This window comes from Pseudomonas sp. P4795 (assembly GCF_048822895.1).
Taxonomy (GTDB): Bacteria; Pseudomonadota; Gammaproteobacteria; order Pseudomonadales; family Pseudomonadaceae; genus Aquipseudomonas.
This window is the reverse complement of sequence record NZ_JBMFBT010000001.1, coordinates 474,858-500,367: the sequence shown is the minus strand read 5'-3', so window position 1 is coordinate 500,367 and position 25,510 is coordinate 474,858. Positions and strand designations below refer to the sequence as shown.

Annotated in this window: 21 protein-coding genes and 1 pseudogene; 10 read left to right on the top strand and 12 right to left on the bottom strand. The window is 59.3% G+C overall.

Annotation, left to right across the window (positions count from 1 at the left end):
- Positions 1-9: 9 nt before the first annotated feature.
- From ACOI8A_RS02215 to ACOI8A_RS02200, 4 genes are all read right to left on the bottom strand, one after another.
- Positions 10-1,395, bottom strand: coding sequence for a UbiD family decarboxylase (locus ACOI8A_RS02215; RefSeq protein WP_420649596.1), 1,386 nt, complete (start codon positions 1,393-1,395; stop codon positions 10-12).
- A gap of 249 nt (positions 1,396-1,644) precedes the next feature.
- A complete protein-coding gene (locus ACOI8A_RS02210) occupies positions 1,645-2,550 on the bottom strand; it encodes an amidohydrolase family protein (protein WP_134418495.1) in 906 nt (301 codons plus the stop codon).
- 4 nt (positions 2,551-2,554) lie between these two features.
- On the bottom strand, positions 2,555-3,484 hold the full coding sequence (locus ACOI8A_RS02205) for an amidohydrolase family protein (RefSeq protein ID WP_420649597.1): 930 nt from the start codon (positions 3,482-3,484) through the stop codon (positions 2,555-2,557).
- 250 nt (positions 3,485-3,734) lie between these two features.
- Positions 3,735-4,625 carry an MBL fold metallo-hydrolase gene (locus ACOI8A_RS02200; RefSeq protein ID WP_420649598.1) on the bottom strand — a complete coding sequence of 297 codons (891 nt, stop codon included), beginning with the start codon at positions 4,623-4,625 and terminating at the stop codon, positions 3,735-3,737.
- 154 nt (positions 4,626-4,779) lie between these two features.
- On the opposite strand from ACOI8A_RS02200, the gene ACOI8A_RS02195 reads away from it, so the two are divergent.
- On the top strand, positions 4,780-5,766 hold the full coding sequence (locus ACOI8A_RS02195; RefSeq protein WP_420651258.1) for a GlxA family transcriptional regulator: 987 nt from the start codon (positions 4,780-4,782) through the stop codon (positions 5,764-5,766).
- 65 nt (positions 5,767-5,831) lie between these two features.
- Here the strand turns inward: ACOI8A_RS02195 and ACOI8A_RS02190 are convergent, their stop codons facing one another.
- Entirely contained in the window at positions 5,832-6,743 is a 912-nt protein-coding gene (locus ACOI8A_RS02190) for a LysR substrate-binding domain-containing protein (RefSeq protein ID WP_420649600.1), read from the bottom strand.
- 118 nt (positions 6,744-6,861) lie between these two features.
- Here ACOI8A_RS02190 and ACOI8A_RS02185 point away from each other — a divergent pair, with 118 nt between their 5' ends.
- The 6 genes from ACOI8A_RS02185 to ACOI8A_RS02160 all read left to right on the top strand — a co-directional run bounded on the left by ACOI8A_RS02185 (position 6,862) and on the right by ACOI8A_RS02160 (position 14,086).
- Positions 6,862-7,326, top strand: coding sequence for a (2Fe-2S)-binding protein (locus ACOI8A_RS02185; protein WP_420649601.1), 465 nt, complete (start codon positions 6,862-6,864; stop codon positions 7,324-7,326).
- Positions 7,326-9,539, top strand: coding sequence for a molybdopterin cofactor-binding domain-containing protein (locus ACOI8A_RS02180; protein WP_420649602.1), 2,214 nt, complete (start codon positions 7,326-7,328; stop codon positions 9,537-9,539). The genes ACOI8A_RS02185 and ACOI8A_RS02180 overlap by 1 nt, the downstream gene beginning before the upstream one ends.
- 6 nt (positions 9,540-9,545) lie before the next feature.
- Positions 9,546-10,436, top strand: coding sequence for a LysR substrate-binding domain-containing protein (locus tag ACOI8A_RS02175; RefSeq protein WP_420649603.1), 891 nt, complete (start codon positions 9,546-9,548; stop codon positions 10,434-10,436).
- 172 nt (positions 10,437-10,608) lie between these two features.
- A complete protein-coding gene (locus ACOI8A_RS02170; protein ID WP_420649604.1) occupies positions 10,609-12,105 on the top strand; it encodes a helix-turn-helix transcriptional regulator in 1,497 nt (498 codons plus the stop codon).
- Positions 12,106-12,297: 192 nt separating this feature from the next.
- On the top strand, positions 12,298-12,549 hold the full coding sequence (locus tag ACOI8A_RS02165) for a DUF1652 domain-containing protein (protein WP_420649605.1): 252 nt from the start codon (positions 12,298-12,300) through the stop codon (positions 12,547-12,549).
- An 883-nt stretch (positions 12,550-13,432) separates the two neighbouring features.
- Entirely contained in the window at positions 13,433-14,086 is a 654-nt protein-coding gene (locus ACOI8A_RS02160; RefSeq protein ID WP_420649606.1) for a trimeric intracellular cation channel family protein, read from the top strand.
- 118 nt (positions 14,087-14,204) lie between these two features.
- Here ACOI8A_RS02160 and ACOI8A_RS02155 read toward each other — a convergent pair whose 3' ends face one another.
- The 6 genes and pseudogenes from ACOI8A_RS02155 to ACOI8A_RS02130 all read right to left on the bottom strand — a co-directional run.
- A complete protein-coding gene (locus ACOI8A_RS02155) occupies positions 14,205-14,972 on the bottom strand; it encodes an SDR family oxidoreductase (RefSeq protein WP_420649607.1) in 768 nt (255 codons plus the stop codon).
- Positions 14,973-15,010: 38 nt separating this feature from the next.
- Complete coding sequence (locus ACOI8A_RS02150; protein WP_420649608.1) at positions 15,011-16,078, bottom strand: phosphotransferase family protein; 1,068 nt, start codon at positions 16,076-16,078, stop codon at positions 15,011-15,013.
- A gap of 174 nt (positions 16,079-16,252) precedes the next feature.
- Positions 16,253-17,221 carry a 2-hydroxyacid dehydrogenase gene (locus ACOI8A_RS02145; protein ID WP_420651257.1) on the bottom strand — a complete coding sequence of 323 codons (969 nt, stop codon included), beginning with the start codon at positions 17,219-17,221 and terminating at the stop codon, positions 16,253-16,255.
- A gap of 41 nt (positions 17,222-17,262) precedes the next feature.
- Positions 17,263-18,255, bottom strand: a complete 993-nt coding sequence (locus ACOI8A_RS02140) for a hypothetical protein (protein WP_420649610.1) — start codon at positions 18,253-18,255, stop codon at positions 17,263-17,265.
- A 50-nt stretch (positions 18,256-18,305) separates the two neighbouring features.
- Positions 18,306-18,830 (bottom strand): cysteine hydrolase family protein, encoded by a 525-nt coding sequence (locus ACOI8A_RS02135; protein WP_420649611.1) that lies wholly within the window; start codon positions 18,828-18,830, stop codon positions 18,306-18,308.
- A 223-nt stretch (positions 18,831-19,053) separates the two neighbouring features.
- Positions 19,054-19,164 (bottom strand): annotated as a pseudogene (locus tag ACOI8A_RS02130) (tautomerase family protein); the annotation flags it as partial.
- Between the two features lie 464 nt (positions 19,165-19,628).
- On the opposite strand from ACOI8A_RS02130, the gene ACOI8A_RS02125 reads away from it, so the two are divergent.
- Together ACOI8A_RS02125 and ACOI8A_RS02120 are read left to right on the top strand one after the other, a co-directional pair.
- Positions 19,629-19,799: a hypothetical protein gene (locus ACOI8A_RS02125; RefSeq protein WP_420649612.1), complete on the top strand. Its 171-nt coding sequence runs from the start codon at positions 19,629-19,631 to the stop codon at positions 19,797-19,799.
- 253 nt (positions 19,800-20,052) lie between these two features.
- A complete protein-coding gene (locus ACOI8A_RS02120) occupies positions 20,053-21,333 on the top strand; it encodes an HAAAP family serine/threonine permease (RefSeq protein WP_420649613.1) in 1,281 nt (426 codons plus the stop codon).
- 596 nt (positions 21,334-21,929) lie between these two features.
- Here ACOI8A_RS02120 and acnB read toward each other — a convergent pair.
- A complete protein-coding gene (acnB, locus tag ACOI8A_RS02115; protein ID WP_420649770.1) occupies positions 21,930-24,539 on the bottom strand; it encodes a bifunctional aconitate hydratase 2/2-methylisocitrate dehydratase in 2,610 nt (869 codons plus the stop codon).
- Positions 24,540-25,007: 468 nt separating this feature from the next.
- On the opposite strand from acnB, the gene ACOI8A_RS02110 reads away from it, so the two are divergent.
- Positions 25,008-25,478: a DUF1289 domain-containing protein gene (locus ACOI8A_RS02110; protein WP_420649614.1), complete on the top strand. Its 471-nt coding sequence runs from the start codon at positions 25,008-25,010 to the stop codon at positions 25,476-25,478.
- The last annotated feature ends 32 nt before the right edge of the window (positions 25,479-25,510 follow it).

Here is a 25,510-nt window from a genome sequence, read left to right as displayed (position 1 = left end):
GCTGGCGGTTCACGCTGGATACTCCTTGAGCAGATTGCGCGCACGTTCGAGCACTGCCTGATCAAGCTGCGCCTTGATCCCGTCAAACCCAGAGCCGCGCGTGGCATCCAGGCCCATGCGCGACGTGGTGCCGTTGACCGAGGATGACGGGTCTAGCGGGCTGCCGGGCAAGCCGTCGATTACGAAAATGTCCAGGTGCGGCTGGAAGTGCGTGGCCAGTGCCCACAGCACCTGGCTGTCGTCAGTGATATCGATATCGCTGTCCACTGCGATCACGCTTTTCAGATACGGATCCCAGCCGAGCAGCGCCAGCATGATCTGTCGCGCTTCGCCGTCACGGCTTTGATCCAGTGCAACGTAGCAATGAAAATGCGTGCCGGAATTCGGGTAATGCACGGCGGTGACGGCGGGGAAACGCGCCTTGAGCTTTTCGCTCATTTCCGCTTCACGCGGCAGTCGCGCGAGGGTCAGGTGCTCGGCGTATCGCCCGCCGACCACGTCCACCAGCCACGCGTCTTTGCGTCGCAACAGGGTATCGACGCGCAGCACGTTGTTGGTCGAGCGATCCGAGGAATAGCCGCTGAATTCGCCGAACGGGCCTTCTTCTGCATAGGCCGCAGGATCGATTGCGCCCTCAAGGACGAACTCTGCATACGCGGGTACGCCGATGCCGTAACGCGGGGTCTTGACCAGTTCCAGCGGGGCGCCGAACAAGCCACCGGCCACCGCGCGTTCATCACTGCCGAACGGCAAACGCGCCGCCGCTGCGAGCATGAAGACTGGATGCGCGCCGACCACCATCGACACGCGCAGCTCTTCGCCGCGTTCGCGGGCAGTCTGCAACATCCGCCACAAGTGTCCGCGCGAGTGCAGGCTGGTGGCGAGGGCTTGGCGGGCATGGCGCATCGAGCGGTGATAGCTCATGTTGGCAATGCCGGTCTGCGGATCCTCAGCGATGATGATCGCGTTGGTGATGTACGGTCCGCGATCACTGTCGAAATGCTTGAGCATCGGCAGCAGCGCCAGGTCGAGTGCTTCGCCTTCGAACACTTCATCCAGCACCGGGCCGGTTTCCACATAGCGCGGCGCAATTGGATGGTTGGCGCGGGCCTGGAAGGTTTCGTGCAACTGCGCCGCAGGCACGCCGAACAACCGGGCGATGCGGGTACGGGAGGCGAACAGATTGGTCGCCACCGGCACGCCGAGGTTGCCGACTTGCTCGCAGATTAGAAGCGGATCGCGGCCCTGAGCGGCGAGGGCGTCGACCAGCGCGGTGACGTCCTGATCGGCGGAAAGCGGTTGGGTGATGGTCAGCACATCGTCCGGATATTCGCGGCGATAAGCGTCGATGAAAACGTGGAAATCCTGGGTATCGCCAAGCGTCGAAACGGTCATGGTTTCACCTCAAAAAAAGCAGGCGCGCAGGGCTGAAAGGGCTTTCAATCGACAAGCCGTTGGCCTGCCGGTCGAGCGAACGCCGGGTCATCTTCGCGCCTGTAAAGTCGCTGTGTGCTCTTTGCGCGGGTCCCCTGTGGCGAGGGAGCTTGCTCCCGCTGGACTGCGCAGCAGGCCTGTTTTTTGGGGCGGCTTCGCCACCCAGCGGGAGCAAGCTCCCTCGCCACAGAGGTGCAACATCTCTTTCAGTTAGAGGTAAGTCGTGGTCAGACGTATGTCTGCTTCGATCAGGTCTTTGGGCGGTGGGGTCGGTTCGATCCCGCACAACCTGGCGATGTTGTTGCCCAGGTAATCTTCGAGATGATCTTCATCAATCCCCAAGCCCTGCGGTGCCGGCGAGCACAACACTTCAAGCTCACGCAGCCACATGCCCGGTTCGTTCGGCGGCGAGTCGGTGCCGAACACGATCTTGTTGCGCGGCAGTTCCTTGGCGAATTCGACGATCCGCGACTGGAAGCACCAACCGGATTCGCAGTACACGTTCGGCGTGTCCATGGCCATCCAGAACGCTTCGAACGAGTAGTTGCCGCCGGTCTGGATACCGAAGTGGCCGATGATGAAATTGACCATCGGGAACTCGCGGATGATCGGGTAGAACATGGTCGGAATGGTGTACGGGCCATCGCCGGTATGGATCAGCACCACGATGTTGTACTTGGCGCAGACTTTCATCGCCGGACGCAGCCAGTCCAGCGCCCGATCCGGGCGATAGCCGTGCATGTTCGCGTGCAGCTTGAGCATTTTGAAGCCGTATTCCTTGATGTGGAATTCCAGCTCCGCCGCGCCGTTTTCCGGTCCCCAGCGCGGGTTGAAGTTGAAGTTGCCGATGAAGCGGTCCGGGTACTTCATGCACAGTTCGGCGATGTACGACATGTAGTCGCGCACGCCTTCACGGCCGCGGCGGTTGCCGTCGCGATAACCGGTGTTGCCCGGTGGCGGCTGGATGAAGCCCATGTCGATCCGGCGCGGTTTGCCGTTGATCATGTACGGGCCGTCCATCAGCTTGAGCATGCGCTCGCCAGTGAACGGTTCGCCGGTGTGGCGCCAGGCCTCGTCGACCAGATTGGTGGGGTGCAGATGGGTGTCGATGATCATCGGTTCAGCTCCTGGCCAATTGAGTGGTGACGGGGCGCTTGAGCTGCGCCTCTGCTTCGGAAACGGAACGCGGTGGCGGGGTTGGCTCAAGGCCGATCATCCGCGCGGTGTTGTTGCCCAGGTAATCCTCGAGCGTGTTCTCGTCGAGGTTCAGGCCCTGCGGCGGCTCATGGCACAGCACCTCCAGCAGACGCAGCCACATGCCCGGTTCGTTCGGCGGAGTGTCGGTGCCGAACAGGATCTTGTGCGTCGGCAGAACCTTGGCGAACTCGACAATCCGCGATTGCAGGCACCAGCCGGATTCGCAATAGACGTTGGGCAACTCCATCGCCCATTGCATCGGTTCGAACACGTAGACGCCGCCGGTCTGCACGCCGAAGTGCGCCATGATGAAATCGACGTTGGGGAATTCCTTGATCATCGGCACCCATTCCGACGGGATGCTGTACGGCCCGTCGCCGGTGTGCAGCTTGACCGGGATGCCCAGCTCGGCGCATTTCTCGAAGCACGGACGCACCCAGTCGAGTGCGCGGTCAGGCCGATAGGCATGCATGTTGGCCTGCATCTGCACCATCTTGAAACCGTGTTCGGTGACGTAGCGCTCGATCGCCTCGACGCCGTTTTCCACGCCGCAGCGCGGGTTGTAGACGAAACAGCCGATGAAACGGTCCGGGTAGGTCTGGACCATTTTCAGGGTGTAGGCCATGTAGGCGTCGATGGACTCGCGACCGGTCAGATCGCCGTCGGTCCAGGTGTAAATGGTGTTGCCTTGCGGGGGCTGGATGAAGGCTTTGTCGATGCGGCGAGGTTTGCCGTTGACCATGTACGGGCCATCCATCATCTCCAGCAGACGCTCGCCGGTGAACGGGTCACCGTCATGCCTCCAGGCGAGGTCCACCAGATCGGTGGGATAGCAGCTGATATCGATGATCATTGCAGTCGATCTCCTGATAGCGGGGAAGGCAGCCTTGCGGCTGACAGCTTCCACGTCCCGGGTCATCGGCCATTTCTATGCGCAACTGGATTGCACATTCCCTCGCCTGGTCGCATCCGGCCCGGGTGGGTGGTTGCTTGGGGGCGAGTATTGGGAGGAGGGGTTGGGTTCGTACAATATTAATTGGGAGGGGTGGTGATACTTCAGGGATATCGCGAGCCGCCTTCACCAGCGGCTCTTGATGCTTGAATCAAAACTCCAATGAAGCGCCGTCTTCCGGGATGTCTACGCGACTCTCGATACCCTGCTGTTTGACGTAGGTGCGCAATTGCTTGCGGGTCAGGGACATATGGTTGACTGCGTCCATGTGCACGGCGACGATTTTTGCGTTTTTCGCGACCTGTGAAGCGCGCAGAACGTCCTCCTCACCCATGATGATTGCACCCTCGTAGCCGGTCATTTTTGCTTTCCCGGCATTGAGCACGATGACCTCGGGGTGATATTTCTCGATGGCCTGATCGACCTCTTTACGCCAGATAGTGTCGCCGGCGAGGTAGAGCGTCTTGTAGCCTGGCGCTTGAAAAACGACGCCCATTGCTTCGCCCAGAGGTTTCGCCAGAGCGGGTACGGCATACATTTCGTCGGTGCCATGCTGACCACCGGTCTTGCTGATTTTGACGCCGCCGAATTCAGCTTCATCAGTCAGTACGCGGACATCCTTGAAACCCTGGGAGCGAATCAGCTGCGCATCTTCTTCATGCTGAGTGAACAGAGGGATGTCTTTGGGCAGCGCTTTTTGTGCGGCATCATCCCAGTGGTCAAGATGCGTATGCGTGACGATGACTGCGTCGATACCGGAGATCACTTCAGCCGGCGACTCTGTCAGATCAACCAACGGATTGCGCAGGTTGCTTCGGTAAGTATTTTCAAATCCTGGATAGGCTCCCTTTTTGGCGAGCATTGGGTCGATCAGGAATGTCGTGCCGCCGTAGGTGATTTTCACCGTGGCGTTACGAATTTGCTGCAAGTCGACTTTATGCGATGCGTCCGGCGACTCGGGGGCGTTTGATCCCGCAAATGCCGGTGCGGTGGTCACAGCGCAAGCAATGCTGAGCGCAAGAGGGAGTGTTCTGAAGTTCATGTGATTAATCCTGTTGATACATCGAGAACACCATTCTTGCCGAATGCTTTAGAGCCCGACAGTGGCCTGAATGACATATTTCGATATAATCGGGCCAATCGACTAACGTGTCCGTACATTTGAGAGGGGCGATTTATCCCTCTGAGGCTGCCTGATGCAATCCATACGTGTGGCTGTTCTGGCTTTCGACGGCGTAAGTCTGTTCCATCTTTCTGTCCCGGGCGTGGTTCTGGGTACGGCTCAATCCGCGCCCGGTGAACCGCAATACGAGGTCAGCTACTGCGCTGAGTCGCCGGGTACGGTGAGTAGCGACCAAGGCATCGGCCTGGAGGTAGCTCATGGCCTGGAACTGATGGAGGCATCTGATGTAATTGTCATCCCTGCGTGGGGCGATCAGTCGGTCGTTGCATCTGCGCAGCTTGTGAAAGCCTTGCAGCTCGCTAATGCCCAGGGAAAGCTCATCGTCGGCTTATGTCTGGGAGCATTCGTGCTCGGAGATGCCGGGCTGCTTGATGGCAAGGAAGCGACCACCCACTGGGCCGTCAGAGACGAATTTTCCCGACGCTTCCCTGAGGTTCATTTCAGGCCCGAGGTGCTCTATGTCAGTGATGGCAATATCGTGACTTCTGCGGGAACCGTGGCGGCAATCGATTGTTGCCTGCACTTGATACGCCAGCGGTTCGGTGCCGATGTGGCGAATCGCACCGCAAAGATGCTGGTAACGCCGCCGCACAGGCAGGGAGGTCAGGCTCAATACGTTGAGCGCCCTGTGCCGCAGCTATCCAGCGAGACTCATTTGTCTGATGTACTGGCGTGGGCGCGTACGCACCTGTCCAGTGATCTGTCTCTCGATGTCCTGGCAGACATGGCAAAAATGAGCAGGCGCACGTTTACTCGACGCTTTAAGGAGGCGACGGGCAGTACCGTCTCTAAATGGCTGAATGCCGAGCGAGTCGTCAGAGCACAAGAACTGCTTGAAACGACTGATCTACCCATTGAATGCGTTGCCGGAGAGGCAGGTTTCGGAACGCCCTTATCCTTGAGGCAACAATTCGTCGCTCAGCTCGGCACGTCGCCTTCTGAATATCGGCGAACGTTTTTTCGCGAAATGAAGCCGGATGGATCTAAACGGAGCAGCTGAGTCCGAAAGGCTTCAGCGGTAAACCTCATCAACAGTCTTCGGCGACTCCGGTGTAAAGCGCGCGGTCATGATTGGGGGAGGGCAGGATCTTCAAGCGTACGCAAAACCAACTGCCGCACGGCATCAACCACAGGCGCCACGCGTTCAGCCTGCCCATGCGGCCAGACCGCATACAGATTGTAATGCGCCACAATCTGCGCCTCGTTCAGCGCCACCAACCGCCCACTGCGCAACGCATCTGCTGCCAATAATCCGCGCACCAGCCCTGCGCCGACACCGGCCTCGGCGGCGGCAATCAGGTTGGCCGCATTATCAAAAATCACCCGTGCCGGAGGCTCGTTCGGCGGCATGCCGGCGGCATCCAGCCACGGAATCCACGACCTGCGCGTATACCCCAAAAGCGGCAGTTCCAAAATCTGCGCCGGACTCAGCGGCACCTGTAATTCATGCCGCGCCAGCAACTCACGCGACGCCACTGCCAGCACCCGATCCCCACAGATCTGCGTCATCTCGCAGTCATCCCAATCGCCATAGCCATAGCGCAACGCAAGATCCACCCGCTCGAAGGTGCTGCGATCACTGCGCGGCATCGACAGCAGCGTCACCTCGTAATCCGGCAAGCCATCCAGTAACTGCGGCAGGCGCGGATTGAGCCAGCTCTGCGCCAGTTCACTGTCCACATCCAGCGTCAGACGCTGAGCCACGCTACGGTTTTTCACCGAAGACAAGGCGCGATCAATCTGCGCCAGGCCATCCGACAGCACGCTGGCAAACAGCTGCCCGGTATCGGTCAGGTTGCTGCCGCCGCCCTCGCGCACGAACAGCGGCTGGCCGATAAAGTCTTCGAGTGCACGAATCTGCTGGCTGATGGCGCTGTGTGTGAGGTCGAGTTTGCGCGCGGCGCTGGAGAAGCTGCCGCTGCGCGCCGCGTGGATAAACGCGCTCATGGACTGCACCGACGGGTATCGCTTGTACATGTTGTTAGTCCTGCTTACACCGGTTGGCAGAAATCGTCGCTGGCCGCGATTTGCCGTGGCTCCCAATAATCGGTGACCAGGCCTGCACAAAGACGGGCCGCTCTTTTGGAGCCTGACAATGATTACATTCACGGTAAACGGCGAACGACGCGAGCTGGTCGAGGCGTCCCCCTCCATGCCCTTGTTATGGGTGTTGCGTGATCAGTTGAAGCTCACTGGCACCAAGTTCGGTTGCGGCATGGGCCTGTGCGGTGCCTGCACCGTGCACCTGAACGGCGTCGCGGTGCGTTCTTGCCAGTTGCCGGTGGCCGCCGTCGCTGGCCACAACATCACCACCATCGAGGGCTTGTCGCCCGACGAAACCCATCCGCTGCAACTGGCCTGGGTCGCCGAAGATGTGCCGCAATGCGGCTACTGTCAATCCGGGCAGATCATGTCTGCCGCTGCGCTACTAAACACTGGGGCGGTGGTGAATGACGATTCGATCCGCAACGCCATGTCCGGCAATATCTGCCGCTGCGGCACTTACGGGCGCATCAATAAAGCCATCAAACGCGCGGCGAATGCGCCTAAGGAGGCGTGATGAGCCGCCTGGATGACACGCAATTCGAGCTGCCGCGCCGGGAATTTCTCAAGCAAGCGGTGACCGTCGCTTCAGGGCTGGCGATTGCGCTGTACCTGCCGTCCGGCGCGGCCGCGACTGACCCGAAAGCCCCGGCGCCAGCCACGCAATTCGAGCCGAATGCCTGGGTGCGCGTGCTGCCCGACGGCACGGTAAAACTGGTGGTGCACAAGCACGACTCCGGCACCGGCACGCACACGGCGTTGGCCGCGTGTGTGGCCGAGGAGCTGGACGTCAATCCGATGACCGTGCAGGTGATCACTCCGGAAGATCCGTTTTTCGAAACCTACATTCATCCGGTATGGAAAGTCTTCTCCACCGGCGGTAGCACCAGCGTTTCTCTGGAGTACGACCGCTTGCGCATGGCCGGGGCGACGGCGCGGGCACTGTTGATTACGGCGGCGGCGAAGCAGTGGAAGGTCAGCGCTGACAGCTGCGCAACCGAAGAAGGTCGCGTGCTGCACACCGCGAGCAAACGCAGCCTCGGCTATGGCGAACTGGTGGGTGTGGCGGCGCATCTGCCGGCTCCGGCCAACGTAACGCTGAAAGATCCTGCGCAATTCAAATACATCGGCAAGCTGCGGCATAAACGTGATGCGGCGGCCAAGGTCTGTGGGCGTTTCCAGTACAGCATCGATGTGCAATTACCGGGGATGATGGTGGCTGTTATTCAACGCGCGCCAGTGGTCGGGGCGAAAGTGCTCGCGGTGAATTCAGCGCAGGCACTGCAAGTGCCCGGCGTGCGCAAAGTCATCGCAATCCCGGGCCGGCCCGACGTGCTCGGCGGCAACCTTGAGGGCGTGGCGGTTGTTGCCGATACGTACTGGGCCGCGCAAGAGGGACGCAAACTGCTGGAAATCAAATGGAGCGATTCCGCGCTGGCCCGGTTTGACAGTGTGGAGTTGCACAAGGCCCAGGCTTTGTCGATTGGCGACGCGAAAACGCAGACTATCAAAGCCATGGCCCACGGCGATGTCGCCGCGCAATGGCCGGGCGCAACCAAGCTGCTCGAAGCCGATTACACCATGCCCTACAAAGTGCAAAACCCGCTGGAACCGATCTGCATCACTGCGCAGATCAAGGACAAAGCCATCACCTACTGGGGCGGCGTGCAGGTGCCGTCCTCGGCGCTGGAAGCGGCTCAGGTGATCTGTGGATTCGGCAAAGACCAAGTCACCATTCATGAACTGGTGTCCGGCGGCAGTTTCGGCGCACGGGAAGCCAAATACTGGCTGTTCGAAGTCGCCTATCTGGCGCAGAAAACTGGTGTGCCGGTGAAATTGCTCAACAGTCGTGAAGACGAAATGCACGCGCTGTTCTATCACCCGGCGACTCTGCATCGGATCAAAGGCGCACTGGATGCGTCCGGAAAACTCAGCGCACTGCAATTGCACGCAGTGTCCCCAGCCTCGCCGGAGCAGTGGGAACCGGGCTATTTCGAGCGCCCGGATCACATGGATTACAGCACCACCGAGGCGATCACCGCGTGGGACTTCGCCTATCGTCCGCCGCACCTGGATCTGAACTGGGTCAAGCATGAAAGTAACGTGCCCAGCGGCTGGTATCGCTCGGTGAGTTTCATTCCCAACGTGTTCGCCGTCGAGAGTTTCATGGATGAACTGGCGCATGCGGCCGGCGCAGATCCGTTGGCATTTCGGCTGGCGAATATGCAGGAGCGTCCACGGCATGTCGCGGTGCTCAAACAGGCTGCCGAACGTGCCGGTTGGGGCCAGCCATTGCCGCCAGATACCGCGCTGGGGATCGCGACCAATCAGGGTTACACCAGTTTTATCGCGGTGGTCGCCCGGGTTGTGAAAGTCGATGGCCAAGCGAAAGTCGACAAGCTCACTTGTGTAGTCGATTGCGGCTTGGCAGTTTCGCCCGGTGGCGTCGAAGAACAGATCTACGGCGGCCTGATGTGGGGCCTCGGCCATGCGTTGTTTGATCGGCTCGACATCAAACAGGGCAGGGTGCAGCAGAGCAACTTCCACGATTACCGCGTCACGCGCATGTCGGACATGCCGGCGGTGGACATCCTGGTGCTCGACGGCCAACCGGACAAACCCGGCGGTGTCGGCGAGCTGGGCAGTCCGTCGGTGGTGCCAGCCATTGCCAACGCGCTGTTCAGCCTGACCGGCGTGCGGCAGCGCTCGACGCCGCTGAACCTCGGGTGAGCCGCCATGGACCTGCGCTTGCTGCGTTACTTCATGGCGCTGGCCGATGAGTTGCACTTCGGTCGTGCTGCCGAACGGCTGCACATCTGCCAGCCGCCGCTGAGTCAGCAGATTCGTTTGCTGGAGGAAGAACTTGGTACGCCGCTGTTCGAGCGCAGCCATCATCGGGTCGAGCTGACAGCGGCGGGGCAGATGCTCAAGGAGCAGGCACCGCTGGTGTTCGAACAGCTCGAACGCGCGCTGGACCTGACCCGGCAGACCGGGCGCGGGCAGCTTGGTGAACTTGAAATCGGCATGATCAGTTCGGTGATGGTCGGCGTGCTGCCCAAAGCCCTGCATCTGTTTCGCGAGCGCTATCCGCAGGTCAATTGGCGTCTGCATGAAATGACCCCGGCGGCGCAGGTCAAGGCGTTGAAGGAAAAGCGCATTGACGCCTGTGTGTTCCGCGTTGGCTATGATGATCCGCAGTTGCGCAATGAACTGCTGATCTACGAGCCGATTCGCGTGGTGATGCCGGCGGATCACCCGCTGGCCAGTCGCGAACATCTGGCGCCCGCCGATCTGGCGCAGGAACCGTTCGTGGCGCTGGAATTGAAGCAGTCGCGGTTTGCCGATTTTCTGTTTCAGTGCTGCATCAAGTCCGGGTTCACGCCGCAGATTCGCCAGCAAGTGATCGAGGTGCAGACCTTGCTCAGCCTGGTCAGGGCCGGGTTTGGCGTGGCGCTGTTGCCGGCTTCGATCGAGCAACTCGCCCCGGCAGGGCTGGTGTTCCGCCGCCTGACTCCGGCGCTGCCGGAAGTCCCGCTGTACGCCACTTACCGCGCCGACGACGCCTCACCGGTGCTGCGGCTGTTTCTCGATACGCTGCGCGAACTAACTGACCACGCACCCTTGTAGGAGCTGCGGCAGGCTCGGGCCGCGATCGGACGATCTTTTGATTTGGATTCTTAAAATCAAGATCAAAAGATCGCAGCCTGCGGCAGCTCCTACAGTGGGCTCTGTGTAATTGCACGATCCTGAACGGCGGCGGTCGTAACCTTCACATGCTCGCATCACTTGTGGAGAGCCAATGATCCAGGACGTACTGACCACCGAAACCAATCGCCGCCAGTTGCAGCAGATCATTGCGAGTCTGTCCGACGGGGTGATTTTGCTGGAACTCGATCAGAGCATTCTCTGGGCCAACGAAGCGGCGTTGACCATGCACGGCATCAGTCGCGTCGGTGAGCTGGGGCACAATGCCAAGGAATACGCTGAACGCTTCAACCTGCGCTATCGCAACAATCACCCATTGACCGCCGATCAATACCCGCTCAGCCGCGTGGCGGCCGGTGAAACCTTCAGCGACGTGCTGGTCGAAGTCACTCCGGCGCATGATGAAGAACGCACCTGGGTGCATACCGTGCGCAGTCTGGTGTTGACTGATCGCAACGGCGATCCGGAATCGCTGGTGCTGATCATGAGCGATGTCACCGATTGGGCCAACGCCGAGCAGCGCTTCGAAAAGACCTTCAACGCCAACCCGGCCCCGGCGGTCATCTGCCGTCTCAGCGACTTGCGCTACATCAAGGTCAATCCGGGGTTTCTGGAGATGACCGGCTACAGCCGCGATCAGGTGATCGGCGCCTCGACCTATGAGCTGGACATCCTCGAAAAGGCCGAGCGCAAAGAGCTGGCGATCCAGCGCCTGCGCGATGTGGCGACCATTCCGCAGATGCAGGCTGAGCTGCGCACGGCCGACGGAGGCAGCAAGCAGGTAGTCGTCGCCGGTCAGACGCTGGTGCTCAACGATGAAGACTGCATGTTGTTTTCCTTCGTTGATATGGAACCGCGACGCAAGGTCGAAGTGGCGTTACGGCAAAGTGAAGAACGCTTCGCCAAGGCCTTTCGTCTGACGCCGGTGCCGATTCTCATCTGCAGCACTGACGAGCAGCGGGTGATCGACGTCAATCAGGCGTTCCTCGATACCCTGGCTTACAGCGGCGATGAGGTGCTGGGCAAGACCGTTTCCGAGCTGGAGTTTGTCGATGATGTCGCGGCGCGCACGCGTCTGTTTGCGGCGCTGGTCAAATCCGGCCGGGTTGATCGCGTGGATTTGCGCGTGCGCAAGAAAGACGCGGATCTGCTCGAGTGCGCGGTCTCGGCCGAGACGATGGTCATCCAGGACACGCCGTGCTATTTGCTGGCGCTGATGGACATCACCGAGCGCAAACGCACCGAGCTGGAATTGGTGGCGGCGATTGAGGAGGTGATGAAAGACGCGTCCTGGTTCAGCCGCACGCTGATTGAAAAACTGGCCAATGTGAAAAAGGTCAATTCTCCGCAATTGCCGAGCGTATCGTTCACGGAGCTGACGGCGCGTGAGCGTGACGTGCTCGGGCTGATCTGCGAAGGGCTGGCGGACAAGGAAATCGCGGCGCGCCTGAAACTCGCACCGAATACTGTGCGTAATCATGTGGCGACGGTGTACTCCAAGCTTGATGTGCACAGCCGCAGCGAAGCGATTGTCTGGGCGCGGGAGCGTGGACTGTTCTCTGGCGTGTGGGGAAGCAAAGGCCAGCGATAAGGTGCAAATGCACTAGTCGAAGGGGTGCAAATTCGGGTTTTGGCATCAGGCGCAGGTTCTTAGTCTGTTCAGGTGCGATACGGGTCTGCGGATTCTGGTCGCATCCTCTTCGAAGCGGTTTAAGGATCGACCCATGTGTCTGTTGTCTTTCATTGAGTCATTTCTGGTGCGTCGTCACGCGGGAGTATCGGGATGATCAATCTGGCGCAGTTGCGCGTGCAGCTGGAGCGCAGTTTTTCGCCGTTGGCGTGTGAGTGTGTGGTGGATGGGGAGAATTCGCTGACGGTGAAGTTGTATCACCCGGCGTCGGGGCGGGTTGACCTGGTGGTGAGTGGGTTGAGTCTGGATGCTTTGCGGTCTGGGGAGGCTGTGGAGGGGTTGGTTGGGGAGTTGCGGTATGAGTTGGAGAGCAATTCCTTGCTGTCGGCTGGGGATCCTGTCTGATTACATATCCGTTGTTGGGTGAAGGCTGCTTATGGTTTCGCCCTGACGGCGAGGCACTTTTTCCAGACGCCGAAAAAGTACCCAAAAAGGCTTTACCCTGACGTTCGGCCCCTCGCTTGGGCTCGGGGTTCCTTCGCTCCGGGATTGTTCCGGGGGCATCGCCTCCGGTTTGCTTCGCTGCACCTCCTCTCGATGTGTTTGGCTTCGCCAAACGTCGCTTCGCTCCCACCCCCGGATCAATCCCTCCACTCAGCCTGCCGATGGGCGCTTGAGATCAAGATCAAGAGCTGCAGCCGAGCTAACGCTCATCCTGTTGAGTGGTGGTGGGGCACAATCTGAGGCGGGGTTGCGTGCTTTTCTGAGTTTGAGTTCACCTCGCTTGGTCAGGTCGATGTACCTCGCTTGGGCACCTCGGTCAGTCCCCTCTATCTCTGGGCGGTCCGACGTTTCGGGAGGGCTAGGGTGAGGGCCAGTTCTAAAGTCATTCGCATATTTTCCGACCACACGATCCGCTTCACCATCACACCCCAAAATCGACAGCCAATTCCCTCCAGTCCCACCATTCCACTGGCACTTGCCGGACTCTGGTCTATAAGGAATGAGTGGTTCGGTTTCCATCGCCGTGCATTGTCCTGCCCGGCCACGGGAGTTTTCTTCCATTCTTCGCGGGTCGTCCTATGAATAATGCTGGGAAACGCGTGTGTTCTGCGTTGTCGTCGATTTTGTTGCTGGGGCTGCTCGGTGGCTGCGCCAGTCCTCCACCTCCGCCGCCTGCCGCGCCGCCTCCACCGCCTGAACGTACTTGCGAAGTCCTCGAGAACACTGAAGTGGTCGGTGATGCGTATGCCGACGGCCAAGTCACTCGACAGATCACGACCACCCGTTGCGTCACGCAATAGCGCCGGCGGGGCGTAAGTCCCGGGTTGAGCGGGTTGTGCTGGTGGCCGATCTGGCCGGTACGGCGGTGTTTGCTGTCGAGGGCGCGATTGCGGCGATGCGCAGTCAGCTTGATCTGCTCGGGGTCATGGTGATTGCGTTCATCGTGGCGCTGGGCGGCGGGGTTACGCGTGATCTGCTGATTGGTGCTACGCCGGCCAATGCTGTGGCGGATTGGCGTTACCCTGCGCTGGCGTTCGCCATGGGCGGTCTGGCGTTTGTGTTTCATGAACAGGTGCTGAGCTGGTCTGGATCGACGTTGATCGTGCTCGATGCCGCCGGGCTGGCGCTGTTTGCCGTGGCCGGGGCGCAGAAGGCGTTGAACTATGGCATCTCGCCGTTTGTGGCGATGCTGATGGGTACGATCACCGGGGTCGGTGGCGGGGTGATGCGCGACATTGTGCTGGCACGGGTGCCGGTGGTGTTGCAGGCGGATTTGTATGCGAGCTCGGCGTTTGTCGGGGCGGCGGTGTTGATCATCGGGCGGCGGCTGGGCATATCGCCGGTGGCTGCGGCGCTGCTGGCGGGGGCTGCATGCTTGTCGTTGCGACTGTTGTCGGTGCATTTCGGCTGGCAGTTGCCGAAGATCATGAACCTGTAAACCTCCTGTAGGAGCTGACGAGTGCAACGAGGCTGCGATCTGTTGATCTTGTTTCTATAAATTCAAAGTCAAAAGATCGCAGCCTCGTTGCACTCGATAGCTCCTACAGGGGACGCAATCAGGACAGGAAGCCGCCGTCCACATTCAGCGAAACGCCGGTGGTGTAGCTCGAAGCATCACTCGCCAGGAACAACACTGCGCCGGCCATTTCACTCGGATCAGCCACGCGCTTGAGCGGGATCTGCGCCAGCGCTTGCTTGAGGATTGCGTCGTTTTTCACCAGCGCCGAAGCGAACTTGGTGTCGGTCAAACCCGGCAGCAAAGCGTTGCAGCGGATGCCGAATTGCGCGCATTCCTTTGCGAAGACTTTGGTCATGTTGATCACCGCAGCCTTGGTCACCGAGTAGATGCCCTGGAAGATCCCCGGCGAAATACCGTTGATCGACGCGACGTTGATGATGCTGCCGCCACCGTTTTCGCGCATCAGCTTGCCGGCTTCGACCGACATGAAGAAGTAGCCACGGATGTTCACGTCGACGGTTTTCTGAAAGGCGCTCAGATCGGTGTCGAGCACGTTGCAGAATTGCGGATTGGTTGCGGCGTTGTTGACCAGAATGTCCAGACGGCCGAACTGTTCCTTGATCTCGGCGAATACCTGGCTGATCTGCTCCATCTCACCAATGTGGCAGGCGACGGCGGTAGCTTTGCCGCCAGCCGCGATGATCGCGTCGGCCACGTGCTGGCAGCCGTCGAGTTTGCGGCTCGACACGATCACGTGTGCGCCTTGCTGGGCCAGCAGTTTGGCGATGGCTTCACCGATGCCACGGCTGGCGCCGGAGACGAATGCAATCTTGCCGTCGAGGTCGAACAACTGAGTCTTGGACATGCTATCCCCTTGAAAGAGTCTTGTTATGAGGCGTGCGATCAGAGCGTGGATTTCTGGATGACCTGCAGGCTCATCTGCTCCAGCAGTTTGTTCATGTGAATGAACTGCGCGAAGCGTTTGTCCTGGGTCTGGCCGTGGTAGAAGCGGTAGTAGATCTGCTGCACGATCCCGGCCAGGCGGAACAGGCCGTAGGTGTAGTAGAAGTCGAAATTGTCGATCTGGATCCCGGCGCGCTCGGCATAGTAATCGACGAACTCGCGGCGGGTGAGCATGCCCGGGGCGTGGCTCGGCTGGCGGCGCATCAGTTGCACCGGTGCCGGGTCGTCGGCTTGAATCCAGTAGGCGAGGGTGTTGCCCAGATCCATCAGCGGATCGCCAAGGGTGGTCAGTTCCCAGTCGAGCACGCCGATGATCTGCATCGGGTTGTGCGGGTCGAGGATCACGTTGTCGAAGCGGTAGTCGTTGTGCACGATGCTAGACGTCGGGTGGTCGGCTGGCATCTTGTCGTTGAGCCAGGCTTTGACCGCTTGCCACTGCGGCGCATCCGGGGTCAGGGCTTTTTCATAACGCTCGCTCCAGCCTTTGATCTGGCGGGCGACGTAGCCTTCGGGCTTGCCCAGATCACCGAGGCCGCAGGCGTTGTAATCGACGCGGTGCAGTTCGACGAACTTGTCGATGAAGCTCTTGCACAGGGCTTCGGTCCTGGCTGAATCAAAGCCCAGTTCCGCCGGCAGTTCCGAGCGCAGGATGATGCCGTTGACGCGTTCCATCACGTAGAACTCGGTGCCGATCACCGATTCATCGGTGCAGTGCACGTAGGCTTTCGGGCAGTAAGGAAAGCCGTCGCGCAGTTGATTGAGGATGCGGAATTCGCGGCCCATGTCGTGGGCTGATTTGGCTTTGTGGCCGAACGGTGGACGGCGCAGGACGAACTCCTGTTCCGGGTATTCCAGCAGGTACGTCAGGTTCGACGCGCCGCCGGGAAACTGGCTGATCTGCGGCGTACCGCTGAGGCCCGGAATGTGCGCCTTGAGGTACGGATCAATCAGGCTGGCATCGAGTTCTTCGCCGGAGCGGATACGGGTGGACTGGTCAGTAAGCGCCATGCTTATCCCTTCTGCTTATTTTGGAGGCCAGACATCATTGGCTAATCTAATGGCGCGCCGGGGCGGCCACAAGCGCGCTGCGGTCTTATAGGTTAGCGTGTTGCCGGATAATCAGCGTTTCGAATAGGCTGGGACCAGCGCGGACGGCAGCGTCTGCTGACGCTACCAATGAGGCTAGTGCACGCGTTCTTCGCCAAGCTTCGGCGGTAGTTCCAATGGAGTCAGCACCGCTTCCCCGCTGAAGAACGCCACCAGATTTTTGCCCACCAGTTCCACCGTGCCTTGGGTGGCTTCGGGTGACAGGCCGGCCACATGCGGCGTTAAAAGTACGTTGCTCAGGGCTTTCAGTGAATCCGGTACCTGCGGCTCGTGGTCGAATACATCGAGTGCGGCGCCGGCGATTTTTCGATGTTCCAGTGCCGCGATCAAATCTGCCGTGGCAATCACGCTGGCGCGGGCGATGTTGACGATGAAACCTTCCGGACCGAGCGCGTCGAGCACGGCGCGGTTGACCAGATGTTTGGTTCCCAGTCCGCCTGGTGTGGCAATGATCAGAAAGTCGGCGGTGCGCGCCAGCTCGGTCGGGGTCGAGCAGAATGTGTAAGGCACATCGCTGGCCAATCTGCGGCTGTGGTAGCTGATCTGCATGTCAAACCCCAGGTTGGCGCGTTTGGCGATGGCCATGCCTACCGCGCCGAGCCCGAGAATCCCCAAATGCTTGCCGGCCAGCGACGGGCGCATGATTTTTGGCCACTCGCCACGGCGAACGGCCGCATCGCAACGCGGAATGTCGCGGACCAGCGCCAGCAACATGGCCATCGCGTGATCGGCCACCGAAGATGCGTTGACCCCGGCGCCGTTGGTCACGGTGATCCCTCGGTCGCTGGCAGCTTGCAGGTCGACCTGCTCGTAACCGGCGCCAATCACCGTGATGATTTTCAAGGCCGGCAGCGCGGCGATTTCTTCGGCGTACAAACCCAGCGGACCACGGGTCAGCACCGCATCGATCCGCGCGCCGTGAGTGGCGATAGCCTGGGCACGCTCGGCGGGAGTCGGCGCGAGGATCAGGTGAAAGCCCTGTCGTTCGAGAATCGGCAGGTAGTCATTGATGGTTTCAACCAGTACCAGAACGGTTGCGGGCATCGCGCGGCTCCTGAGGGCTCGGGTTATTGGGCTTGCTGAGCTTAGTCTACTTTCAAAAGCTGCCTGTGGAACTTGGGATAGAGCGTCAGCCCGTGATTAACAAAAGTTGTCACTCTTTGAGCGGCACTGCCTTGGTTGGGCGGACTTTCACGCGGCGCGTTGACGCTCCATACGCCAAATATGATGATCTCGGTGTCTTTCGGAAATTTTTTCAGCCAGGTGGCGTCACGGTCACCGACACTGATGTCGAAGGAGTTGACGGTGTTTTCAGAGTCAGCGCGGTTGTACTCGGAACGCAAATTCAGAAAGTGAATGACGTGTTTGGAGCCTTCTTTCGGGGATCTGAGCTGATTGACCGTTCCAGCGATTGCGAAAGGGTGGCATTGAGCTCCGCGGCGGTTTGCCATTTTCCAGGCATCCTCATAGCGATCATGCTCGAAGAAAAACTCCGACCATCGAATTCTTTTGTCGCCGAAACGCAGAATCAGGTTGTTCTTCAAAACGTCATCGGCTTCACACCGGGCGCGAAGCTTGAGGATGTCAGAGGTGGTGCGCAAATAACTGTCGAGTTTGTTGCCGGTAGCCTGATACCCCGAAGGGCGACGAGGTGCCGCGCTGCCGGTGGACAACAGCGCATTATCGGCGGCCGCTATTGATTTTCCACCCAGGCTGTTGTGCAGAAGCAGTAGGCGCAGCTCGACTTGACCCTCATCTATAGCACCAATGAAGTCCGGATCCGATTGGGCGGCAATAATGGTTCTCAGTTGTCCAAGCGCATCGTACTTGCAGCCCCCTTTGTGGTCCGACTCAGCTCCAGCAGTCAAGCCAATATAAGCGGCGATGTCCGATGGCTCTTTACCAGGATTGTTACGCAGGCCCCTCGGAACAAAACGCACCGGAACCTTGCAACTACCACCATCGCACAGCAGTGCCGGGATGGTTTGATGGTTGTCGTGCTTATGCTGCAGTGTTTCAAGGGTATGCGGTTGATCATATGTATCAACTGCACTAACCATTTTGATGCCCTTGCCCATTTTTGTGCCTCTGGTTATTGGATCCAATCAATACTAACCAGAATCTGCCATTAGAAGGCAACCTCTGCGCTGATGATCAACCGTGCGTAGGCTGCACCGAGGGATGCGTTATGGTGCTCGATGATCGCCCGAGCGGACAGCACGGGGGTGTCCATGCAAGTGTGGGCATCGGCAACCAGCAACGGCTTGAAGCCCAGGTCAGCGGCGGTGCGGCAGGTGCTGTCGATGCAGAACTGGCTTTTCATGCCGACGATATACAGGTCATCGATCTGCGCTGCTTTGAGTTGCTGTTCGAGTGCTGTGCCGTGAAAGGCGTTGGGGCGGAACTTGTCGAAAAGGCTGTCGACTTCAGCGTTCAGATTCAGCTCCGGCAGCAATTGCCATAGCGGGCTGCCAGCGGCAATTGGCGAGTTCAGCGGGCCTGTGTGGCGCACCGCGAAGATCGGCACATTTTTTTCGCGTGCCTGCGCGATCAAGTGCTGGATGTTGGCGAGAACGCGTTCGCCGTTAAAAGGCTGTTCCGGGCCGTGGAACAGGCCGACCTGCATATCGATGATCAACAATGCTGCGGACATGGTGTTTCTCCTTGAGTGACGAGCGGGGTAATAGCTACAGCTGCCGCACGGACGGGAGAAACAACAAGGCCCCGTCCATTGCTGGCGGGGCCTTGGGTTTGCTGCGCTGGTTTTACCTCAGGCAGCAACACCACGACCCGCCGGTGGCGGTCGTGGTGGTACGGGTGAGGTGCAGCGCGCAAAGGTTCATGGGGCCGATCATGCTGGCGGCGTCACGCAGGTGTCAACTGGCATATTGGGCGAGGCCGTTGCCGAGCGACCAGTTCTGTTTCTTCACTTCCACCAAATCGATGAACACATCTTCCAGCCGAATGCCCAGTTGCGTATTCAGGCTGAATTGAAAGGCCGTTTGGTCTGGAATGTTTGTCGGAAGTTTCGCTAGTGGTTGTCCTCGGAGCGTGCTTACACAAAGCACGGATTTTGCCTACGCATGCTGATGGCTTTGCCCGCTAGTCTTCAGGGGACGAATACGAAATTATCACCGGGCGGAAAGGGCAGTGCGGTCCAGGATGGAATCGCAGCCCGAGCGGTAACCATCAAAGCCAAGGAAGGCCAATGCTGCAGGATGATCGTGAAAATCTGGAACTCGAAAGGCTACAAAAAGAAGTGCGGAAAATCGCGGTTGAGACAAAGAAGCTTCTGACGGAAGAAAGAAAGCTGAGGTGGGAGACGAATTTGTATCCATCGCAGTAATGGGCGGAGTGTTAGTCGCATTCGTCGCTGTAGCAGGGTTTGCACTCAAATTTTGAATTATTCACACCACTCGTCAGCCCCATAACCTGAAAAGGAAAAATCAAAATGAGTACCTATGACGTCAAAGCTCGTGGAGAGCAAATGGATCGAGAGCTCGAGGAGTATGTCCAGGCAATGCGCCTTGAAGACAAGGAGAACATGTCTAGATTCTGGGTGCTGTTAGGTTTCGGCATGTTTTGCGTTTGCCTTGGCTTCATGTTGGGCCGATCGTTCTGATCGCGCGTGATGAGCCAATGCGATGCCGCAACATGTCGGAAACCGACACTGTGCGTATCCGTGGCCGACAGCTATTTCACCAAAAACGACACCCCTCCGATCTGCTCCGCACAACCATTCCTCAGCTAAGTCTTTGCTTCTGCTGATTTATCACGGAGAATCGCGCCCCTGTTTCGGCCGGAGCATGTCTGTCGGTTTTTTCCGACGCGTCCTGACCGAGTGGCAAGTGACCGGAATGCGGAGATCCGACCGGATGAATGATCAGGCCAATAGCGTCGACGAACGCTATGAAGCGGCAGCACCAGCTGAACTGTCGAGCTGGAATCGCCATGACACTACCTGGATGTTGGGACTGTTCGGGACGGCCATCGGCGCCGGTACCCTGTTTTTGCCGATCAATGCGGGTCTTGGAGGCTTTTGGCCGCTGGTGATTCTGGCGCTGTTGGCATTCCCCATGACGTTCTACGCACACCGCGGTCTGACCCGCTTCGTGCTCTCCGGTCGCGAAGGCGCCGACATCACGGAAGTGGTGGAGCAGCATTTCGGCATCAAGGCCGGCGCGCTGATCACCTTGCTGTACTTCTTCGCAATTTTCCCGATCCTGCTGATTTACAGCGTCGGCCTGACCAACACGGTCGCCAGTTTCCTCGAACATCAACTGCACATCACGCCGCCACCGCGCGCGTTGCTCTCGTTCGGGTTGATTCTCGGTTTGCTGGCCGTGGTGCGTTGCGGTGAGCAGGTAATCGTCAAGGCCATGAGCCTGATGGTTTACCCGTTTATCGTCGCGCTGCTGTTTCTGGCGGTGTACCTGATTCCGCACTGGAACGGCGGCATCCTCAGCACCGTTTCGCAAGTGCCGGCGCCGTCCGCGCTGCTGCACACGTTGTGGCTGGCGATTCCGGTGATGGTCTTCTCGTTCAACCACTCGCCGATCATCTCGGCGTTTGCGGTTGATCAGAAGCGCCGCTACGGCGTCCACGCCCAAGAGCGCAGCTCGCAGATCCTCTGCCGTGCACATTTGCTGATGGTCGGGATGGTGCTGTTCTTCGTGTTCAGTTGCGTACTGACCCTGACGCCAGAGCAACTGGCCGAAGCCAAGGCGCAGAACCTGTCGATCCTGTCGTACCTGGCCAACCACTTCAGTAACCCGACCATCGCGTTCGCCGCGCCGTTGATTGCGTTCGTGGCGATCTCCAAGTCGTTCCTCGGTCACTACATCGGTGCCAGCGAAGGCTTGAAAGGCCTGATCGTCAAAAGCGGCAAGCGTCCAAGTGCCAAGGCGCTGGATCGCATTGTGGCGGCGTTCATGCTGGTGGTGTGCTGGATCGTTGCCACGCTCAACCCGAGCATCCTCGGCATGATCGAAACCGTGGGTGGCCCGGTGATCGCGGCGATCCTGTTCCTGATGCCGATGTACGCCATCCGCAAAGTGCCGGCGATGGCCCGCTATCGCGGCCAGGCATCGAACGTGTTTGTCACCGCAGTTGGCCTGGTGGCGATTTCTGCGTTGATCTACTCGCTGACTGCTTAACTGACAGGCGCAAATTTTGGTCTGATCTGGCGAATCAAGAAAGGCCGATCTGCATCGCAGGTCGGCCTTTTTTGCGCCTGTTTTATCGGTGCTGGCGATGGGTTTTTTCTGGCTGAGTACATATCCATTGCTGCGGTGACGGCTTCTTGGGGTTCCGCCCTTACGGAGGGTCACCTTTTCCAGACGCCGAAAAGGTAACCCAAAAGGCTTTACCCTGACGTTCGGCCCTCGCTGGGGCTCGGGTTCCTTCGCTCCGGAATTGTTCCGGGCGCATCGCCTCCGGTTTGCTGCGCTGCACCTCCTCTCGATGTGTTTGGCTTCGCCAAACGGTCGCTGCGCTCCCACCCCCGGATCAATCCCTCCACTCAGCCTGCCGACGGGCGCTCTCGATCAAGAGCTGCACTCGAGCTAACGCTCATTGTGTTGAGTGGGGCGGCTTTGCCGCATGGGTTGTACGCGAATCAAAAACTGTGGGAGCTGCGGTGCGACGATTCGACTTGCCAGCGATGCGGCCGGAGCAGGCGGCGACTTTCCAGCAGGCATAAAAAAACGCCGCTCATCTCACGATGGGCGGCGTTTTTCATTGCGTTGTAGCGTTAGGCTTGAACGACCGGGATGTTGGCGTTCGCAGCAGCTTCACGGAACTCGGCGATCTGGTCGAAGGACAGGTAGCGGTAAACGTCGGCCGCCATGCTGTCGATCTTGCCAGCGTATTCCATGTATTCCTCGACGGTCGGCAGGCGACCCAGGATCGAAGCCACGGACGCCAGCTCGGCCGAGGCCAGGTAGACGTTCGCGCCGTCGCCCAGACGGTTCGGGAAGTTACGGGTCGAAGTCGACACCACGGTCGCGTTCGGCTCTACACGTGCCTGGTTACCCATGCACAGCGAGCAGCCCGGCATTTCCATGCGCGCGCCAGCCTTGCCGTAGATGCCGTAGTAGCCTTCTTCGGTCAGTTGGTGAGCGTCCATCTTGGTCGGCGGCGACAGCCACAGACGGGTTGGCAGCTGACCTTTGACCTGTTCCAGCAACTTGCCGGCAGCGCGGAAGTGACCTATGTTGGTCATGCACGAACCGATGAACACTTCGTCGATCTTCTCGCCAGCAACGCTGGACAGCAGACGGGCGTCGTCCGGATCGTTCGGTGCGCAGAGCACAGGCTCGTTGATGTCGGCCAGATCAATTTCGATGATTTCGGCGTATTCGGCGTCGGCATCGGCTTCCATCAGTTCCGGGTTGGCAACCCAGGCTTCCATCGCTTGTGCGCGACGTTCCAGGGTACGTGCATCGCCGTAGCCTTCGCCGATCATCCAGCGCAGCAGGGTGATGTTCGAGTTCAGGTACTCGGTGATCGACTCTTTCGACAGCTTGATGGTGCAGCCGGCAGCAGAACGTTCAGCCGACGCGTCGGACAGTTCGAAAGCCTGTTCCAGCGTCAGGCCTTCCAGGCCTTCGATTTCCAGGATGCGGCCGGAGAAGGCGTTTTTCTTGCCTTTCTTCTCGACAGTCAGCAGACCGTTCTGGATGGCGAAGTAAGGAATCGCATGCACCAGGTCACGCAGGGTGATGCCAGGTTTCATCTTGCCTTTGAAGCGCACCAGGATCGATTCCGGCATGTCCAGCGGCATGACGCCGGTGGCAGCGGCGAACGCGACCAGACCGGAACCGGCCGGGAACGAGATGCCCATCGGGAAACGGGTGTGCGAGTCACCACCGGTACCGACGGTGTCCGGCAGCAGCATGCGGTTCAGCCACGAGTGGATGATGCCGTCGCCCGGACGCAGGGAAACGCCGCCGCGGGTCATGATGAAGTCAGGCAGGGTGTGGTGGGTGGTCACGTCGATCGGCTTTGGATAAGCCGCGGTGTGGCAGAACGACTGCATCACCAGATCAGCGGAGAAGCCCAGGCACGCCAGGTCTTTCAGTTCGTCACGGGTCATTGGACCGGTGGTGTCCTGAGAACCTACGGTGGTCATCTTCGGTTCGCAGTAGGTGCCAGGACGAACGCCTTTGCCTTCTGCCAGACCGCAAGCCTTGCCGACCATCTTCTGCGCCAGGGTGAAACCCTTGGTGCTTTCGATCGGTGCATCAGGCTTTTTGAACAGGTCGAACGGTGGCAGACCCAGCTCGGCGCGAGCCTTCTCGGTCAGGCCGCGGCCGATGATCAGCGGAATACGGCCGCCAGCACGGACTTCGTCCAACAGCACCGGAGTCTTCATTTCGAAGGTGGTCAGGACTTCGTCGGTACCGTGTTTGCAGACTTTGCCAGCATGCGGGTACAGGTCGATCACGTCGCCCATGTGCATGTTGGAAACGTCGAATTCGATTGGCAGTGCGCCGGCATCTTCCATGGTGTTGTAGAAGATTGGAGCGATCTTGCTGCCGAAGCAGAAACCGCCGGCACGCTTGTTCGGAACGAAAGGCACGTCGTCGCCGAAGAACCACAGTACCGAGTTGGTTGCCGATTTACGCGACGAACCAGTACCGACCACGTCACCGACGTAGGCGATCGGGAAGCCTTGACCGCGCATTTCCTCGATCTGCTTCATCGGGCCGATGGCGCCTTGCTGATCAGGCACGATGCCGTCACGAGCCATTTTCAGCATGGCCAGGGCGTGCAGCGGGATGTCAGGACGCGACCAGGCATCCGGCGCCGGCGACAGGTCGTCGGTGTTGGTTTCGCCGGTGACCTTGAATACGCGCAGGCTGATCTTGTCGGCCAGGGTCGGACGGTTCTTGAACCACTCGCCGTCAGCCCAGGACTGCAGCACGCCTTGAGCGTGAGCGTTGCCGTTCTTGGCTTTTTCGGCCACGTCGTGGAACGCGTCGAACATCAGCAGGGTGTGCTTGAGTTGCGCGGCAGCGACTGGTGCCAGTTCGGCATCGTCCAGCAGGTCAACCAGGGTCACGATGTTGTAGCCGCCCTGCATGGTGCCGAGCAGTTCTACAGCGCGCTTTTTGTCCAGCAGAGGGGAGGAGACTTCGCCCTTGGCCAGAGCAGACAGAAAGCCGGCCTTGACGTAGGCCGCTTCGTCCACGCCTGGCGGAATGCGATTGGTGATCAGGTCAACGAGGAAAGCTTCTTCGCCAGCCGGAGGATTCTTCAACAGCTCGACCAGGCCGGCTGTTTGTTCGGCGTTAAGCGGCTGGGGAACAATACCCAGTGCTGCACGCTCTTCGATATGTTTGCGGTAGGCTTCAAGCACAGTTATTACCCTCATCAGTGGTCCCAAATGGGTGTCCGGGACGCTCGTCGCGAAATGCACGTACTCATGCGCCGCGCGGCGTTGTGCGCCGCTTGGCCAGAATTACCGGGCATTCCTTACAGAAGCTGCTTTCAAAGTTTTACGCCTGCAGAACGTGGAGCTGATGAGGGTTGGCGTCGGATTTTTCCCCGCTGGAAAAACCCTTCGCCAACACCGTTCTGAAGGAACGACTGTGCTCGTGACGCTTTGAAAACAGCTTCTAACGGACATTTGCGCCTTAAAAGGCTGGCTGATTCTACGGCAAAAAAAATTTAAAGGTAAGTCGCGCTCTATTGGACTTTGGTGGCGGGCCGCGTCGGCGGGGCAAAGTCCGTTTTGTGCGCTAAGCCCTGATGTTTGAGGGGTGATCAATGCCCGACAAAGGGCTAACATGCCGGCCTGTTCCGCGTTGCAGTGTTTTGCCCATTTATGCCCAATCAGACCATCAAGACCCCCTGCGTCGGCCTTTGCTCCACCGTTTACGGTGATCTGGTGTGCCGTGGCTGCAAGCGTTTTCACCACGAAGTGATCAATTGGAATGGTTACAACGAGGAGGAAAAGCGCGCGGTGTGGCTGCGTCTGGAGCAACTGCTGTCACAAGTAATGGAGAGCAAGGTCGAGGTGTTCGACCGCGATCTGCTGCGTCAGCAGCTTGAGCAGCGCAAGATCCGCTTTGTGCCGCATCAGTCTGAGTATTGTTGGGCTTATCAGCTGATCGCCCGGGGTGCGCGGGTGATCATTAATCTGGAAGCCTACGGAATGGTGTTGCTGCCGGAGTTTCGCGAGTGGAATCTGCCGGAATTGCGCGATGCCATTGATCGGGAATTTTTCCTGCTGTCGGAAGCGCATTATCAGCGCTACATAGCACCGGGTTTCCTCAGGGATGCCTTCGGCGCTTGAAAGTCAAAAGATCGCAGCCTGCGGCAGCTCCT